This window comes from Pseudomonas sp. 9_2_1 (genome assembly GCF_059295275.1).
The window spans coordinates 3,742,138-3,756,796 of sequence record NZ_CM181239.1; the positions used below are offsets into that span (position 1 = coordinate 3,742,138).

The 14,659-nt window shown below is 64.6% G+C and carries 16 protein-coding genes; 10 read left to right on the forward strand and 6 right to left on the reverse strand.

Going from position 1 to position 14,659, the window contains the following annotated elements; all coding sequences use genetic code 11:
* Position 1: 1 nt before the first annotated feature.
* The 4 genes from glcF (at position 2) to AC5O5I_RS16925 (ending at position 2,979) form a co-directional block, all read left to right on the forward strand.
* Positions 2-1,237 carry a glycolate oxidase subunit GlcF gene (glcF, locus tag AC5O5I_RS16910; RefSeq protein WP_494511200.1) on the forward strand — a complete coding sequence of 412 codons (1,236 nt, stop codon included), beginning with the start codon at positions 2-4 and terminating at the stop codon, positions 1,235-1,237.
* Positions 1,230-1,628, forward strand: coding sequence for a heme-binding protein (locus AC5O5I_RS16915; RefSeq protein WP_494511201.1), 399 nt, complete (start codon positions 1,230-1,232; stop codon positions 1,626-1,628). The genes glcF and AC5O5I_RS16915 overlap by 8 nt, the downstream gene beginning before the upstream one ends.
* A gap of 230 nt (positions 1,629-1,858) precedes the next feature.
* On the forward strand, positions 1,859-2,443 hold the full coding sequence (locus tag AC5O5I_RS16920; RefSeq protein ID WP_494511202.1) for a biliverdin-producing heme oxygenase: 585 nt from the start codon (positions 1,859-1,861) through the stop codon (positions 2,441-2,443).
* Positions 2,444-2,628: 185 nt separating this feature from the next.
* Entirely contained in the window at positions 2,629-2,979 is a 351-nt protein-coding gene (locus tag AC5O5I_RS16925) for a hypothetical protein (RefSeq protein ID WP_172230174.1), read from the forward strand.
* Between the two features lie 96 nt (positions 2,980-3,075).
* On the opposite strand, the gene AC5O5I_RS16930 is transcribed toward AC5O5I_RS16925, so the two are convergent.
* Positions 3,076-3,231 carry a DUF2986 domain-containing protein gene (locus AC5O5I_RS16930; RefSeq protein WP_172231760.1) on the reverse strand — a complete coding sequence of 52 codons (156 nt, stop codon included), beginning with the start codon at positions 3,229-3,231 and terminating at the stop codon, positions 3,076-3,078.
* 152 nt (positions 3,232-3,383) lie between these two features.
* On the opposite strand from AC5O5I_RS16930, the gene AC5O5I_RS16935 reads away from it, so the two are divergent.
* The 4 genes from AC5O5I_RS16935 to AC5O5I_RS16950 all read left to right on the forward strand — a co-directional run bounded on the left by AC5O5I_RS16935 (position 3,384) and on the right by AC5O5I_RS16950 (position 8,070).
* Positions 3,384-5,138 carry a phosphoethanolamine transferase CptA gene (locus AC5O5I_RS16935; protein ID WP_172231763.1) on the forward strand — a complete coding sequence of 585 codons (1,755 nt, stop codon included), beginning with the start codon at positions 3,384-3,386 and terminating at the stop codon, positions 5,136-5,138.
* A 141-nt stretch (positions 5,139-5,279) separates the two neighbouring features.
* Positions 5,280-5,948, forward strand: a complete 669-nt coding sequence (locus AC5O5I_RS16940) for a TetR/AcrR family transcriptional regulator (protein WP_172231766.1) — start codon at positions 5,280-5,282, stop codon at positions 5,946-5,948.
* Positions 5,949-5,958: 10 nt separating this feature from the next.
* Positions 5,959-7,473, forward strand: coding sequence for an MDR family MFS transporter (locus AC5O5I_RS16945; protein ID WP_494511203.1), 1,515 nt, complete (start codon positions 5,959-5,961; stop codon positions 7,471-7,473).
* A 123-nt stretch (positions 7,474-7,596) separates the two neighbouring features.
* Positions 7,597-8,070, forward strand: a complete 474-nt coding sequence (locus AC5O5I_RS16950) for a YMGG-like glycine zipper-containing protein (protein WP_172287430.1) — start codon at positions 7,597-7,599, stop codon at positions 8,068-8,070.
* Between the two features lie 42 nt (positions 8,071-8,112).
* Here the strand turns inward: AC5O5I_RS16950 and AC5O5I_RS16955 are convergent, their stop codons facing one another.
* On the reverse strand, positions 8,113-9,018 hold the full coding sequence (locus AC5O5I_RS16955) for a LysR family transcriptional regulator (protein WP_172287429.1): 906 nt from the start codon (positions 9,016-9,018) through the stop codon (positions 8,113-8,115).
* A 219-nt stretch (positions 9,019-9,237) separates the two neighbouring features.
* Here AC5O5I_RS16955 and AC5O5I_RS16960 point away from each other — a divergent pair, with 219 nt between their 5' ends.
* Together AC5O5I_RS16960 and AC5O5I_RS16965 are read left to right on the forward strand one after the other, a co-directional pair.
* Positions 9,238-9,624 (forward strand): VOC family protein, encoded by a 387-nt coding sequence (locus AC5O5I_RS16960; protein ID WP_494511204.1) that lies wholly within the window; start codon positions 9,238-9,240, stop codon positions 9,622-9,624.
* 36 nt (positions 9,625-9,660) lie between these two features.
* Positions 9,661-10,230, forward strand: a complete 570-nt coding sequence (locus AC5O5I_RS16965; RefSeq protein WP_172287428.1) for a hypothetical protein — start codon at positions 9,661-9,663, stop codon at positions 10,228-10,230.
* A 239-nt stretch (positions 10,231-10,469) separates the two neighbouring features.
* Here AC5O5I_RS16965 and AC5O5I_RS16970 read toward each other — a convergent pair whose 3' ends face one another.
* The 4 genes from AC5O5I_RS16970 to AC5O5I_RS16985 form a co-directional block, all read right to left on the reverse strand.
* Positions 10,470-12,143: an MFS transporter gene (locus AC5O5I_RS16970; protein WP_172218807.1), complete on the reverse strand. Its 1,674-nt coding sequence runs from the start codon at positions 12,141-12,143 to the stop codon at positions 10,470-10,472.
* A 208-nt stretch (positions 12,144-12,351) separates the two neighbouring features.
* Positions 12,352-13,131 (reverse strand): alpha/beta fold hydrolase, encoded by a 780-nt coding sequence (locus tag AC5O5I_RS16975; RefSeq protein WP_172287427.1) that lies wholly within the window; start codon positions 13,129-13,131, stop codon positions 12,352-12,354.
* A complete protein-coding gene (locus tag AC5O5I_RS16980) occupies positions 13,128-13,553 on the reverse strand; it encodes a VOC family protein (protein ID WP_172218809.1) in 426 nt (141 codons plus the stop codon). Before AC5O5I_RS16980 ends, AC5O5I_RS16975 begins: the two co-directional genes overlap by 4 nt.
* A 75-nt stretch (positions 13,554-13,628) precedes the next feature.
* Complete coding sequence (locus AC5O5I_RS16985; protein ID WP_494511205.1) at positions 13,629-14,555, reverse strand: alpha/beta fold hydrolase; 927 nt, start codon at positions 14,553-14,555, stop codon at positions 13,629-13,631.
* Positions 14,556-14,659 lie beyond the last annotated feature (104 nt).

Below are 14,659 nucleotides of genomic sequence, written 5' to 3' on the forward strand. Positions count from 1 at the left end.
CATGCAAACCAACCTGAGCGAAGCGTCCCGACGCCTGGCCCGCGCCGACGAAGCCGAGAGCATCCTGCGCGCCTGCGTGCACTGTGGCTTCTGCACCGCCACCTGCCCTACCTACCAGTTGTTGGGCGATGAACTGGACGGCCCGCGTGGGCGCATCTACCTGATCAAGCAGGTGCTCGAAGGCGAGCCGGTCACTGCCAGCACCCAATTGCACCTGGACCGCTGCCTGACCTGTCGCAACTGCGAAACCACCTGCCCTTCCGGGGTGAAGTACCACGACCTGCTGGACATCGGCCGCGCAGTGGTCGAGCAACAGGTACCCCGCCCATTCACTCAACGCCTGTTGCGTGAGGCCCTGCGCGCGGTGGTGCCGCGCCCGGCGCTGTTCAAGGCCCTGACCCGCAGCGGCCAGGTTCTGCGTCCACTGCTGCCGGCGGCGCTCAAGGGCAAGCTGCCGAGCCGAGTCAGCGCGCCCGGCATACGCCCCGCGCCACGCCATGCGCGGCAGGTGGTGATGCTGGAAGGCTGCGTGCAGCCGGCGCTGTCGCCCAACACCAACGCCGCCGCTGCACGCCTGCTCGACCGCCTGGGCATCAGCGTGGTGCCGATCCAACAGGCCGGCTGCTGCGGCGCCGTGGACTACCACCTCAACGCTCAGGAGCAAGGCCTGCATCGGGCCCGGCGCAACATCGACGCCTGGTGGCCGGCGATCGAAGCCGGTGCCGAGGCTATCGTGCAAACCGCCAGCGGCTGCGGCGCGTTCGTGCGCGACTACGGGCATCTGTTGCAGCAGGACCCGCGTTACGCCGCCAAAGCCGCACGCGTCAGCGCCCTGTCACGCGATCTGGTAGAAGTATTGCGCGATGAGCCAGTCGAGCAATTGAGCCTGTGCGCCGAGCAGCGCCTGGCCTTTCACTGCCCGTGTACCCTGCAGCACGCCCTGAAGCTGGGCGGTGTAGTGGAGGCGCTGTTGACGCGCCTGGGCTTTACTCTGACCGAGGTGCCGGACGGGCACCTGTGCTGCGGCTCGGCTGGCACCTATTCGCTGACCCAGCCGGACCTGTCACAGCAGCTGCGCGACAACCGCCTGAATGCCCTGGAAAGCGGTAAACCGCATGTCATTGCCACTGCCAACATTGGCTGCCAGGCCCATCTGGACGGGGCTGGACGCACGCCGGTGCGGCACTGGATCGAAATTGTCGAAGCAGCCCTGAACCCGGAGAACCCCCATGCATAGCAAGTTCGTGATCGGCCAGGCCGAAGTCGCCCGCGTGCTCACCGCCGCCCGCGCCGAGGCCCGGGCCCGGCAATGGAACGTGACGATCGCCGTGGTCGACGACGGCGGCCACCCGCTGGCCCTGGAGCGTATGGACGGCTGCGCGCCGGCCAGCGCCTACATCGCGGTGGAAAAAGCCCGCACCTCTGCGCTAGGGCGCAAAGAGACGCGGGATTACGAGGAAATGGTCAATGGCGGGCGTACCGCGTTCGTCACTGTACCGTTGCTGACCAGCCTCGAAGGCGGCGTGCCGCTGCGGGTGGATGGCCAGGTGGTGGGAGCGATTGGCGTGTCCGGGGTCAAGTCCGAGCAAGATGCCCAGGTGGCCAAGGCCGGGGCGGCTGCCTTGTAAACCCCGTACCGGCCTCTTCGCGGGTTCATCCCCGAAGAGGCCGGTACGGGCAAACGGTTTGCACAAGGTTGTTCGGGGCTAAGCCGATCATTGCCCGTTCATATTCAACCCACCGATTTCAACGGCACCCGCCCGCCCACGGTTTTCTGTTAGGGCCATAGCGTGGTGCTTGCTGCTGGCCAGGGACGACAAGCATCATATGCGTACTGCCCGTTGCCATGGATACGCCAATGACTGTTGTACCTCCCCCCCTCACGGAGCCGGGCCGCTGCAAACGCCTGAAGGCGGCCAGCAGCCGCGACCATGACAGCGTCGACCAACTGGTGATGGCGGCACGGCCTTTCGAAGACCGCGCGCGCTACGGCCGCTTCCTGCAGGTGCAGCATCGCTTTCACGGCAGCCTGTTGGCGTTGTACCAGGACGAGCAACTCAACCAGCAGTTGCCGGGGCTGATGCAGCTGTCGCGCTTCAGTGCCGTCGTGGATGACCTGCGCGATCTGGGCCTGCCGTTGCCGGCAGCGCCCGCAACGATTTGTGCCAGTGCGGCCCAGGCGCTGGGTTGGTTGTATTGCAGCGAGGGCTCGAACCTGGGCGCGGCGTTTCTGTTCAGGCATACCCAGCGTTTGGGCCTGGATGAGCACCACGGCGCCCGCCACCTGGCAGCGCACCCGGATGGCCGGGCGCTGCACTGGCGCGAGTTCGTTGCCAGGCTGGATGGGCTGCTGCTGGATGAGCAGGAAGAGGCCGAAGTGGTGGTGGGTGCCATCGCCGCGTTTGACAGCTACAGGGCGCATCTGCGTGAGGTGTTTGCGTAGCGGTGTAAACCGCCAATTCTCTACAAGTTGTTGCTGCAGCGAACTTTTTCCCGATTGCCGGTCTATCTGTGAGGCACAGAAAGGTAGCGCAACGCGACACAGGGTTCGCTGCGCACCTGCTGGCCAAATGGCTCAATTGGTATCAGAGGTGGGCTTCGCTCATGAAAATACATGTCGCTAGGTTGATGCTGCTCGGCCTGTTCTCGTTCGCGGCGATGGGCACTGCATCGGCAACACAAATGAAGGCGCCCGTCGCGGTGGCCCCGGCCGTACAGTCACCGGTGCAGCCTGCTGCCAACCCCTGGTCACGGGTAGCCAGTGTGGCTGCTGCGCAGCCAGACACACTGCTGGCCCATGATGACGACCGCTGGCATGACCGCCGCGGCGACTGGCGCCGCGAGCAGTGGCGGCGCGAGCAGGCCCGGCGGGATTGGGAGCGCCGGCGCGACTGGGAACGGCGCCGTGACTGGGAGCGCCGGCATGAGCGGGCCCTGCACCAGCGGCACCATGACGAGCACCGGTATTATCGCCGTTGATCCGGTGTTTTATGCAGGTTGAGGCCGTTTTGCGGAGCCTCGTTGGCAGGTGAGGGTCCTACAGGGATCGCATCAGGGCTGACAGCCCTGATGCCATCAGCCATTCGCTCCGACAGCGGTCTCCCCCGCCTCAGCCTCCAGCTTCAAACGGTCAGCCTTGCAAATGTACTTGGGCTTGCGCGGCGCCAGTTTGGCACTGGCCTTCTTGGCATGCGCTTTCAACAGCTGGTTGATCTTCTTGCGACGGTTCATGGTTCAGGGTGCCTGTCAGTACGGTTTCGCTGACACCATCATACCTGCGCCGCCCACGTTCGTTGACGCTATTTTCACACTCGACAGATTAGCGTCACGCCCTTTCCGGCCGCGGGCATGTCCGCTGGCCGCCAAGGTACGACGAGGCATACGTGTCACACACTACATCCCCCTCCGCGCCCAAGCGCGTGGACTGGGCCGGCCTGGGCTGGCTATTGCTGTTCTTCTGGTACTTCTCCGGCGTTACCCAGGCGTTGCTGCTGTTCAGTGGTACCACCGGGTTTGCCGGGTTTCGCGATGCGTTCTTCCTCAGCAGCCTGTGGCTGGCGCCGGTACTGTTGCTGCCGCGCTTCACCCGCGCCACTGCGGCAGTCATCGGCCTGGTGCTGTGGGCCGCTTCGCTGGTGGGCCTGAGCTACTTCGGCATCTACCGCCAGGAGTTCTCGCAAAGCGTCATCTTCGTGATGTTCGAATCCAACACCGCCGAAGCCGGGGAGTACTTCAGCCAGTATTTCAGCGTCGGCCTGGGCCTGGCGCTGCTGCTGTACACCCTGGTAGCCGTGCTGCTGTGGAAGCGCGTGCGCCCGGTCAGCCTGCCGCTGCGCAGCCGCCTGCCGGTGGTGCTGCTGTTGCTGGTGGCCAACCTGGTGTACCCGTTCTACAAGCAGATGGTCACCCAGGAACGCAGCTTCGCCGATGCCGCCGAAAAGGTGCAGCAGCGCATGGAACCTGCCGTGCCCTGGCAACTGCTGGTCGGCTACCGGCAGTACCGCCAGCAACTGGACAACATGCAGGAGCTGCTGGCGCAGAACGCCGCGCTGCCTCCCCTGCAGAACCTGCGCGACAGCAGCGGCACGGCGCCACGCACCCTGGTGCTGGTGCTGGGCGAGTCCACCACCCGCGAGCACATGCACCTGTACGGCTACAACCGCGACACCACGCCCAACCTCGACGCACTGGCCGCCGGCGACAAGGGCCTGACGGTGTTCCGCGATGTCGTTTCGCCGCGCCCGTATACCATCGAAGTGATGCAGCAGATCCTCACCTTCGGTGACCAGCAGGACCCGGACCGCTTCCTCACCGACCCGTCGCTGATCAACCTGATGAAACAGGCAGGCTACAAGACCTTCTGGATCACCAACCAGCAGACCATGACCAAGCGCAATACCATGCTTACCACCTTCTCGCAGCAGACGGACGTGCCGGTGTACCTGAACAACCAGCGCAACCAGAATGCCAGCCAGTATGACGACGTGGTGCTGGCGCCGTTCGAGAAGGCACTGCAGGACCCTGCGCCGAACAAGTTCATCATCGTCCACCTGCTGGGCACGCACATGGACTACCGCTTCCGCTACCCCAAGGACTACGCGCACTTCACCGACAGCCAGGGCGTGCCAGGCAAACTGACGGCCGACCAGGTGGAAACCTACAACTTCTACGACAACGCCGTGCGCTACAACGACTACGTGGTGTCGAGCCTGATCAAGCGCTACTCGGCTGGCAGCCCCAACGGCTTCCTGATGTACCTGTCCGACCATGGTGAAGACGTGTACAGCTCCGGCGACCACGACCGCCTGGGGCGCAACGAAGGCGCCCCGACCCGGCCGATGTACACCATTCCGTTCCTGCTGTGGACATCGCCAAGCTGGCAGGCCGCACACCCTCGCGACCTGCAGGCAATGGCCAACCGCCCCTACAGCAGCTCGCACCTGATCCATACCCTGTCCGACCTGGCTGGCTTGAGCTACGACCGATACCAGCCCGCCAGGAGCCTGGTAAGCCCACAGTTCGTGGCAGCGCCGCGCTGGATCGGCGACCCGTACCGCAAGGACGGCTTGCGTGAATTCGACCAACTGCCGCTGGACAAGCCCAAGCGGGTGCAGGAGACCGTCAGCAACGGGCGTTGACCCGCGACCTGCAGGAGCAGCCTTGAGTTGCTCCTGCAGCGATTTGATGGGTGATTTCCATCAGATAAATTAAATTTAAATTGATTTTAAACTTGTCCTGCACCACGCTCTGCTCAAACCTTGAGACGCAGAGCCCAAGCCATGTCCACCGCCCCTCGAGAACCCCGCAAGGATGGCGCTGCAACCCGCACCCGCATCCTTGAAGCTGCCGGCGAATTGTTCGCCGCGCTTGGCCACGCTGAAGCCAGCAACAAGGCGGTCGCGGCCAAGGCCGATGTCGACCTCGCTTCGATCAACTACCACTTCGGCAGCCGCAATGGCCTGTACCTGGCCGTGCTCGACGAGGCCCGAAAGCGCTTCCTCGACCTCAGCGACCTGCAGCGCATCATCCAGGGGTCGCAGCCGGCTGCGGAAAAACTGCGGGTGCTGGTGGAGCTGGTGGTGCACAAGGCCACTTCGGCGCGGGACAACTGGCACCTGCGCGTGCTGGCTGCAGAAATCCTGGCCCCCAGCCCTCATGGCCAGGCGCACCTGCAGGCCGCGGCCCCCCTGCGCCTGTCGCTGCTCAAGGGGCTGTTCAGCGAGGTCAGCGGCATCCCCGTCGACGACCCCGCCCTGACCCGCTGCATCCTCTGTGTCACGGCACCCTGGGCAATGTTGCTGATCGGCCCGCGAGGCGGCTCCGGGGCGCTGCACGAAATCCTGCAAATGCCCAGCGCATCCGTTGCGAGCCAGTTGTACCGCTTTGCCCTGGCAGGCCTGCAGGACGCCGGTCTGCAACATGCCCAGGCCCATGCCACGCTCCGTTGAGGTCCGCCCCGTGCAACCGATATCCACTGATACTTCCCCCGCCGCCACGCATGCGCAAACCTCCATCCCGCTGCTGCTGGCAGCCCTGATGCTGGTGATGTTCCTGGCCGCCCTTGACCAGACCATTGTTTCCACCGCCCTGCCGACCATCGTCAGCGACCTGGGCGGGCTGCGCTGGCTGTCGTGGGTGGTCACAGCCTACCTGCTGGCCTCGACGGTGGTGGTGCCGCTGTATGGCAAGTTCGGCGACCAGTTCGGTCGCAAGCGTGTACTGCAAGTTGCCATCATCCTGTTCTTGCTGGGCTCGGCACTGTGTGGCTTGGCGCAGGACATGGCCCAGCTGATCACCTTCCGTGCACTGCAAGGGCTGGGCGGGGGTGGCTTGATGGTGGTGGCGATGGCCGCCATCGGCGATGTCATACCGCCTGCCGAACGCGGTCGCTATCAAGGACTGTTCGGCGGTGTGTTCGGTTTGGCCACTGTGGTGGGCCCGTTGGTCGGTGGGTTTCTGGTCGAGCACCTGTCGTGGCACTGGATCTTCTACATCAACCTGCCCCTTGGCCTGCTGGCATTGCTGGTGATCGGCGGCGTATTTCGCCCGCATGTGGCCCTGGTGCGGCATACGGTGGACTACATCGGCGCGTTCTTCCTTACCGTGGCGCTGGGAGCCCTGGTGCTGATTACCAGCCTGGGCGGCAGCCTGCTGGCGTGGCAATCGCTGGATATGCTGTGCCTGTCGCTGTTCGCGCTGCTCGGCCTGGTCGGGTTCGTGGTCGAACAACGCCGCGCCGCCGAGCCGATCATGCCGCTGCACCTGTTCCGCCACCGCACCTTCGTGCTGGCCGGGCTGATCGGCTTTATCGTCGGGGTATCGCTGTTCGGCGCAGTCACCTTCCTGCCGCTGTACATGCAAGTGGTGAAAAATGCCACGCCCACCAGCGCCGGGCTGCAGATGCTGCCGCTGATGGGTGGCCTGCTGGTGGTGTCGGCGATTACCGGTCGGCTGATCAGCCGCTGGGGCCGCTACCGGGTGTTCCCGATCCTCGGCACCCTGCTGCAAGTGGTTGCCCTGGGCCTGCTCAGCCGGCTGCAGCTGGACACCCCGACGGCGCTGATGAACCTCTACATGGGCCTGCTGGGCGCCGGCCTGGGCATGGTCATGCAGGTCCTGATCCTGGCGGTGCAGAACAGCGTCGAGCCCCGCCACATGGGCGTTGCCACCTCTGGGGCCACGTTGTTCCGCTCGATTGGCGGTGCCATCGGTGTCTCGGTGTTCGGCGCGCTGTTCTCGCATGCCTTGCTGGGCGGCCTGGGGAGTGAGTTCGCCGCCAGCGCCGGGGGCGCCGCGAGCCTCTCGCCCGCCGCCGTGCATGCCCTGCCTGCAGCTTTGCAACACACTTATCTTCAGGCGTTTTCAAGCGCCATGCATGGGGTGTTCCTGTTGGCCGGGATGATCACCAGCGTGGCCTTCGTGCTGTCCTGGCTCCTGCGCGAAGTGCCACTGCGCAAGGCCAGCCAAGGCTGACTTGCTCCAGGCGCTCAGCCAAGGGCCACCGGCCTCGGTTCGCTATTTGCGCTTGTGTGGCCCGCTATCCACTACAACCGGACTATCCTGTTAAACGGGCTTTCCGCCCAATGGAGGTGTGCCATGCGCACGTTCACGTGGAGTTACCTGCTGGTGCTGTCGTGCCTGGCATCTGTCGCCCAGGCGCAGTCGGTGGTGCCGCTCAAAGGCCAGAGCAGCCAGCAGACGCAACTGGATATCAACGATTGCAATACCGTCGCCACCAACGCTGCGAACAGTACGGCGGCGTCTGGCGGTGCCCATGTCGGTGGCCGGGTGCGAGGCGCGACCGCAGGTGCGGTCGCGGGTGCAGCGGGCGCGCAGGTGCGCGGTAATCAGCATGAAGAACTGTATGACCGGGCCAGCGATGATGCCAAGCAGCAGTACCGGCAGAACCGCGCCGGGGAAGTGGCCACCGCCGGCGCCGCAGTGGGTGGCATGCGCCAGCGCCAGGAGCGTCGTCAAGACCGTCGCGGCCAGGACGAAGCGAAGACCCAGGCCCATGCCAGTGCCTACAGTGGCTGCCTGCAAGGACGCGGTTACCAGGTCAACCCCTGAGCCGTCGGCACGCCATGGCGCAGCCTGCATGGCGTGCCGCTTTCAGAACTTTGCCAGTTCTTCCCGGCAGAACTCGACGAACAACTGGGCCGGCTTGGTCAGCTGCACGCGCTTCAAGCGCGCTGCTGCCAGCCCCGACAACGCCACCGGCTCGGCAATGTCGAGCACCGCCAGGCGCTGGCCATCGTAGGTGTACTCGGAATGCGGGCGGGTCACCAGCAGCGAAAAACCAAAGCCCTGCCCGACCATGCCACGCACCATCTCGATGGACGGCGAACTGAAGACAATGTTCGGCGTCAGCCCCATTTCGTTGAACAGGCTGACGAAGTAGGTGCGGCTGGGGGCCACATCCAGCAGGATCATCGGCTCGGGGCACAGGTCGCGCAACGATACCTGGGCCTGGCCGGCAAAACGGTGGTGCTCAGGCAGCAGCACGTAGGGTTTCTGCGGCGGCATCAACGGCTCGGCCTCGATGGTGCCGTCCAGGTCATGATCGTAGAGAAACGCCAGGTCGAAGGTGCCGGCGGTCAGGCCCTGGATCAGCTCCTGCTGCTCGCCATCGCGCAGGCGGATATCCACCCCCGGATAGCGCTGGCGAAAGCCGGCGATCAGGCGCGGCAGGTACAGCGGTGCCACGGTTTCGAAACAGCCGATGTCGATGTGCCCGGCCACGGTGTCGTTGTCGGCCAGGGCGTTCTGCTCGAATTCGTGGGCCATCTGCAGCAGCGACCTGGTCTTGGCATAGAAGCGCTTGCCGCTGGGGGTCAGCGACACGCCCTGGGCGTGGTGGCGAATGAACAGCTGCACGCCGAAGCTTTCTTCCAGGCTCTTGATGGCCGTGGAGATCGACGGTTGGGCGATGTACAGCTGGCGTGAAGCCTCGGCAACACTGCCGGCTTCCACGGTGGTGACGAAATACTTGAGTTGTCGCAGGGTGTAGGCAGCCACGGGTACCTCTTTGACGCCGACCTGGGCGCGCGGGGATCGTGCCTGACACTTTACCCCTTGGCAGCTGGCCAGTGGGTGCCGGCGGAGGAAGGATTTAACTGGGACTTGAACAGTATTTTTGTAGCCAGGGCTTCACCGTTTGCGGCCCAGTGCCACTGGTCAAATGCCCCCGACCGTCTTTACTGGTACTTATCGCTCCCAGACATACGGTGTGCGCTTATGAAGATCGTGGTCACCAGCATTCTTGTCGAGGACCAGGCAAAGGCCCTGGCGTTCTACCACTACGTACTGGGTTTCGAGCCCAAGCATGACATCCCCATGGGCCGGCACCGCTGGCTGACCCTGACCTCGCCCAACGACCCCAATGGCGTCGAGCTGCTGCTGGAGCCCGATGCGCACCCTGCGGCCAAGGCGTACAAGGCTGCGCTCAAGCAGGACGGCATCCCCGTTACCTCGTTCGGCGTGCGTGATATCCATGCTGAACACACCCGGCTGTGCGCAGCAGGCGTGCACTTCACCCAGCCCCCCACCCCCATGGGCCCAGTCACTGTCGCGGTATTCGACGACACCTGTGGCAACCTGATCCAGATCGCCCAGAAGCACTAGCGGCTTGCCCCTCACGCGCAAAAACAAGGAAAACAGATGCGCCACGAATTCAGCGAAGTGCTCAACGACCTGGTCGACTATTTCCTGCTCGGCGACATCCAGCTGCTCGAGCGTTTCAAGCGCGACCGGCAACTGCCCGACGACCTGGCCTATGCATTTACCCATGACGACAGCGGCGACCAGGCGGTGCGCGAGGGTGTGGTGCTGCCCCTGGCCGGGGTCGACAACCTGCCCTACCGCATCCTGTTCACCCTCGATGGCCATACGCCGGCCTTGCGTGAAGCTGGCAGCCGGCTAAAGCACCGGCGCAATGGCTATGTGCTGCGGGTCGAGCACGGAGCGCTGATGCTGTACACCTGGCGCATCCTGCAGCACTTCACGCCGAAGACCTTGGGTGACCTGCTGGCGCGCTATCAGGTGCCGGGGCGGCCGATGATCGAGCTGGACAATGGCTGGTATGACGTAGAGGTGCTGGCCGGTGCGCTGGTGCGGGACGGGGTGTACGAGCCGGCGTTCGAATTCGTGTTGAACAAGCGCTGGAACCGGGGTGAAGCTGCGGGGGTGGATACCGGGTATGCGTTCGGGCTGCGTGGGTATTTTGATTGACGGGTGCCTGTAGTGGCCGTTTCGCGGGCAAGTCCGCTTCTGCATCGGGTAGGAGATCCTGTGGTCTTTGGCTAGCTGCGTCAGGGCTAACAGGTGCTTGCCACGGTATTTTCAGCGCCTGGGAGACCGAGCGCCGCGCGGGCGGCGCTCGATCTCACAGGCGCTGCATATCTTGTGGCAAGCACCTCTCAGCCCTGATGCGTTCCCTGCGTAGGCGACCGATACCACCTGTATCCACCTCAAGTAATATCCCGGTCCTTGGTTTCCGGCAGGAACAAGATGCCCAGCACCGCCGTCATCACCGCGATCACGATCGGGTACCACAAGCCGTAATAGATATCCCCGGTGGCTGCCACCATGGCAAACGCCACGGTCGGCAGGAAGCCGCCGAACCAGCCGTTGCCGATGTGATAAGGCAGTGACATCGAGGTATAGCGGATGCGCGCCGGGAACAGCTCCACCAACCACGCGGCTATCGGCCCGTAGACCATGGTCACGTAGATCACCAGGATGGTCAGCAGCAACAGCACCATCGGGTAATGGATCTTCGCCGGGTCGGCTTTTTCCGGGTAGCCTGCTTCTCTCAAAGCGCCGCCCAGGGTCGCGGTAAAGGCGTCGTTCTGCGCCTTGAAGTCCGCCGCCGCCAGGCTGCGGCCATCAAAACTCTGCAGTACCCGCTCGCCAATGCGAATCTGGGTCACACTGCCCGGCTCGGCTGCCTGGTTGGTGTAGGGAATGGCACGCTTGGCCAGCAGGCTCTTGGCGATGTCGCACGAGCTGGTGAATTTGGCCTTGCCCACCGGGTCGAACTGGAACGCGCACTGGCCCGGATCAGCCACTACCACCACCGGGTTCTGCTCCTGGGCGACGAACACGTCCGGGTTGCCATACTCGGTCAGCGCCTTGAAGATCGGGAAGTAGGTCAGCGCGGCGATGATGCAGCCAGCCATGATGATCTTCTTGCGGCCAATGCGGTCGGACAAGCTGCCGAAGAAGATAAAGAACGGCGTGCCGATCAGCAGCGAACCGGCAATCAGCAGGTTGGCCGTCTGCGGTTCGATCTTGAGCGTCTGCAACAGGAAGAACAACGCGTAGAACTGGCCGGTGTACCACACCACGGCCTGGCCAGCAGTGCCGCCAAGCAGCGACATGATCACCACCTTGAGGTTGTCCCAGCGGGCGAACGACTCCGTCAGCGGCGCTTTGCACGCGTTACCCTCGGCCTTCATCTTCAGGAACACCGGCGACTCGTTGAGCTGCATGCGGATATACACCGAAATCGCCAGCAGCAGGATCGACAGCAGGAACGGCACCCGCCAGCCCCAGTCTTCGAACACTTCGGTGCCCATGGCCGTGCGGCAGGCCATGATCACCAGCAGTGAAAGGAACAGCCCCAAGGTCGCAGTGGTCTGGATCCAGGCCGTGAAAAAGCCGCGCCGGCCCTTGGGCGCGTGTTCGGCGACATAGGTGGCGGCGCCGCCATACTCGCCACCCAGGGCCAGGCCCTGCAGCAGGCGCAGGCTGATCAGGATGATCGGCGCCGCCACCCCGATCGAGGCGTAGCTGGGCAGCAGGCCCACCAGCGCGGTGGACAAGCCCATGATGATGATGGTGATGAGGAAGGTGTGCTTGCGCCCGACCATGTCGCCCAGGCGCCCGAACACGATGGCCCCGAACGGTCGCACGGCAAAGCCGGCAGCAAACGCCAGCAAGGCGAAGATGAACGAGGTGGTTTCATTGACGCCGGCGAAGAAGTGCTTGGCGATGATGGCGGCCAGTGAGCCGTACAGATAGAAGTCGTACCACTCGAACACCGTGCCCAGGGACGAGGCGAAGATGACCTTGCGCTCCTCCTTGGTGATACCGCGTTGGGGCGCGCTACTGCCCGTGGATGCGCTGTCGAGAACCGCCATGGGTTGCCTCCGTCGTGTCATCATGCAGGCCGGAGTACCTCATACCCATTTCACCGTCGCACCCAGGCCCCAGGGCTTGCTTTGGATACGCGAAGCACAACGAGGCGGGCCGCCTCGGATCGCGGCAAGGTAACTGAAGCATAATCGGCTTTACGGGGATATCCACTGGCCATGAGCGATAGCCATGCCGCAGCTCGTACAGGCGCAATCAGCGCAAAAACTGCACGACCTGTGCAAGCACCGTCTCCGCTTGCTCACGGTGCGGCACATGCCCGCACCCGGGCAGCCGCCGCATCACTCCCGGCCCGCCAGTCAATGCCAGCAAGCGCTCGGGATGCGCCTGCGAGCCAAACTCGTCGTTATCGCCATGCAGGCTCAACAACGGGCAGCGCACCTGCGGCAACACGGCATTCAGGCTCCACCCGGCAAAATCCTCGCCCAGCCAGTTGTCCACCCAGGCGCGCAACACCCATTCAGCCTTGCCGCCGTGGTAGCGCTCAAGCCGTTGCATCTGCCCGGGCTGGGCAAACTGCAAGGCGGCTGCACGTATGCCTGCAAGGGTGCGTGCTTCGACAAAAGCCTGCGCCGACTCGGTGATCAGCCCCACACACTGGCCGGTAAACGCCGCCGCGCAGGCAACGGCCATACCACCCCCCACGCTGTGGCCAAAGACAATGAAGTCGCCAATGGCAAAATATTCGCGCAACGCCGCGAACCCCAGCTGCGCCTCGTCCTCGACAAAGCCCAGCCGCAGCCTGCCCGGGTGAGTGTCGGAGCGGCCAAAGCCCAGGCGGTCGTAGGCGATCACCCGGCGCCCGGTGGCATGTGCCAGCTGGGCTGGAAAGTCGCGCCACAACGCCACGCAACCGAGCGAGTCATGCAACAGGACAATGGGCACCACCGGTGCCTGCGGCGGCAGCCATTCCCGGGCGAACAGCTTGCCCTCGGCGGTATCGACCCAGTGCTCGGCGCGGTGCAGGTTGCTCATGTTGCCTTGGCGGCGGGTATGGGCCCCTTCAGCTCGACCTGATTGCCATCCGGGTCGTAGCAGTACAGCGACAACCCCTCGCCTTCGGCGCCGTAGCGCTGCTCGGCAGGCTCCACCTTCACCCCCGCTGCCTCCAGGTATGCCGTCAACGCCGGCTCATCGAACGGCTCGATGCGCAGGCAGAAATGATGCAGGTTGCGCCCCTCGGCCCCAGGTGCCGCACCGCCAGGCTGGCCCAGCGGGCCGTCCAGGGTCACCAGGTCGATCATCGCGGTGCCCGTGGCCAGGTGGACCATGCCCAGGTCGTCGCGCACGCGGCTGACCGTGCAGCCGAGCAGCTCGGTGTAGAAGGCAACGCTGCGTTGCAGGTCACTGACCCGCAACACGAGGTGATCGATGTGCTTGACGGCGAACGGTCGCATGCCGGGCTCCTTGTGGCGGTTGTAATCATGCATCCGCCACCATAGCCCAGGTCCACGCAGCGTGACCACAAACAGCTACTCGTTGACCAACCGTTGCAGCACTCCCCCTTCGTGGCGGGTCAGGATACGCAGCAGTTGATCGACCAGCGCCCGGTCCGGTGCATCGAGGTGAAAGTGGTGCCCGCCCGGGTGCCAGGATATCTTCGCCTGGCCGGGCAAGGCCGCCTGGCGCCGGGTAAAGGCCTCGCCGGTAAAGGCCCCCTGGCGGCCGAACAGCAAGTACAGCGGGCAGCTGATCTGGCCAAGCAGGTCACAGGCTTCGCGCTCGGTCAGCGGCATGGGCTCGGGCAGTACCAGGCGCGGGTCATGCCGCCAGCAATAACCATCGCCCAGCTGCAGCAGGTCGCGCCGGGCCAGCAGGCGCGCGGCGCCTTCCGACAGCTCGGTGTCCAGGCGCTCACGACGCTGCGCCAGGGCCGTGTCGAGGTCGTCGAAGCGGCCGCTGCCCGGCTCGGCAAAGCCCTGCAGCTGGCTGCGCTGCACCATCCGTTTGAGCCGGTAGGCGCGGGCAATGTGCTGCACACGATCATCCTCGGCCACCGTGAACGGCGCGCCCATGCCATCCAGGAAGGTCATGCTGGCGATGCCGCTGGTCATCGCCGCCAGCAGCGACGCCACCCCGGTGCCCATGCCGTGGGCCAGCACATGAAATTGCCTCAGCCCCAGGCTGTCGGTCACCGCCAGCATGTCTTCGGCATGCTCCCACAGGTAGTAGCCACTGTCGTGGCGGCGGTGGTCCGAACGACCGTGGCCGACCAGGTCCGGGGCGACCACGAAACAGTGTTCCAGCAGCGGTGCCAGCCGGTCGAAGGAGGCGGCATTGTCCAGCCAGCCATGCAGGGCCAGGACCGGTATGCCGTCCTCCGGGCCCCAACAGCGCACGGCGATTTCAATGCCGTTGTTGTCCAGCAAGTGGTCCCTGGGTGTCGATGATGAGCGCATGGCTGGCTTCCTGTCTAAGACCTGGCAGACGGTGACAACCAACCTTCGCGCGATGTCTGCGGCGGCGTTGATGCCTGCCCGACGCTGGCATAAGCGAGACCGAC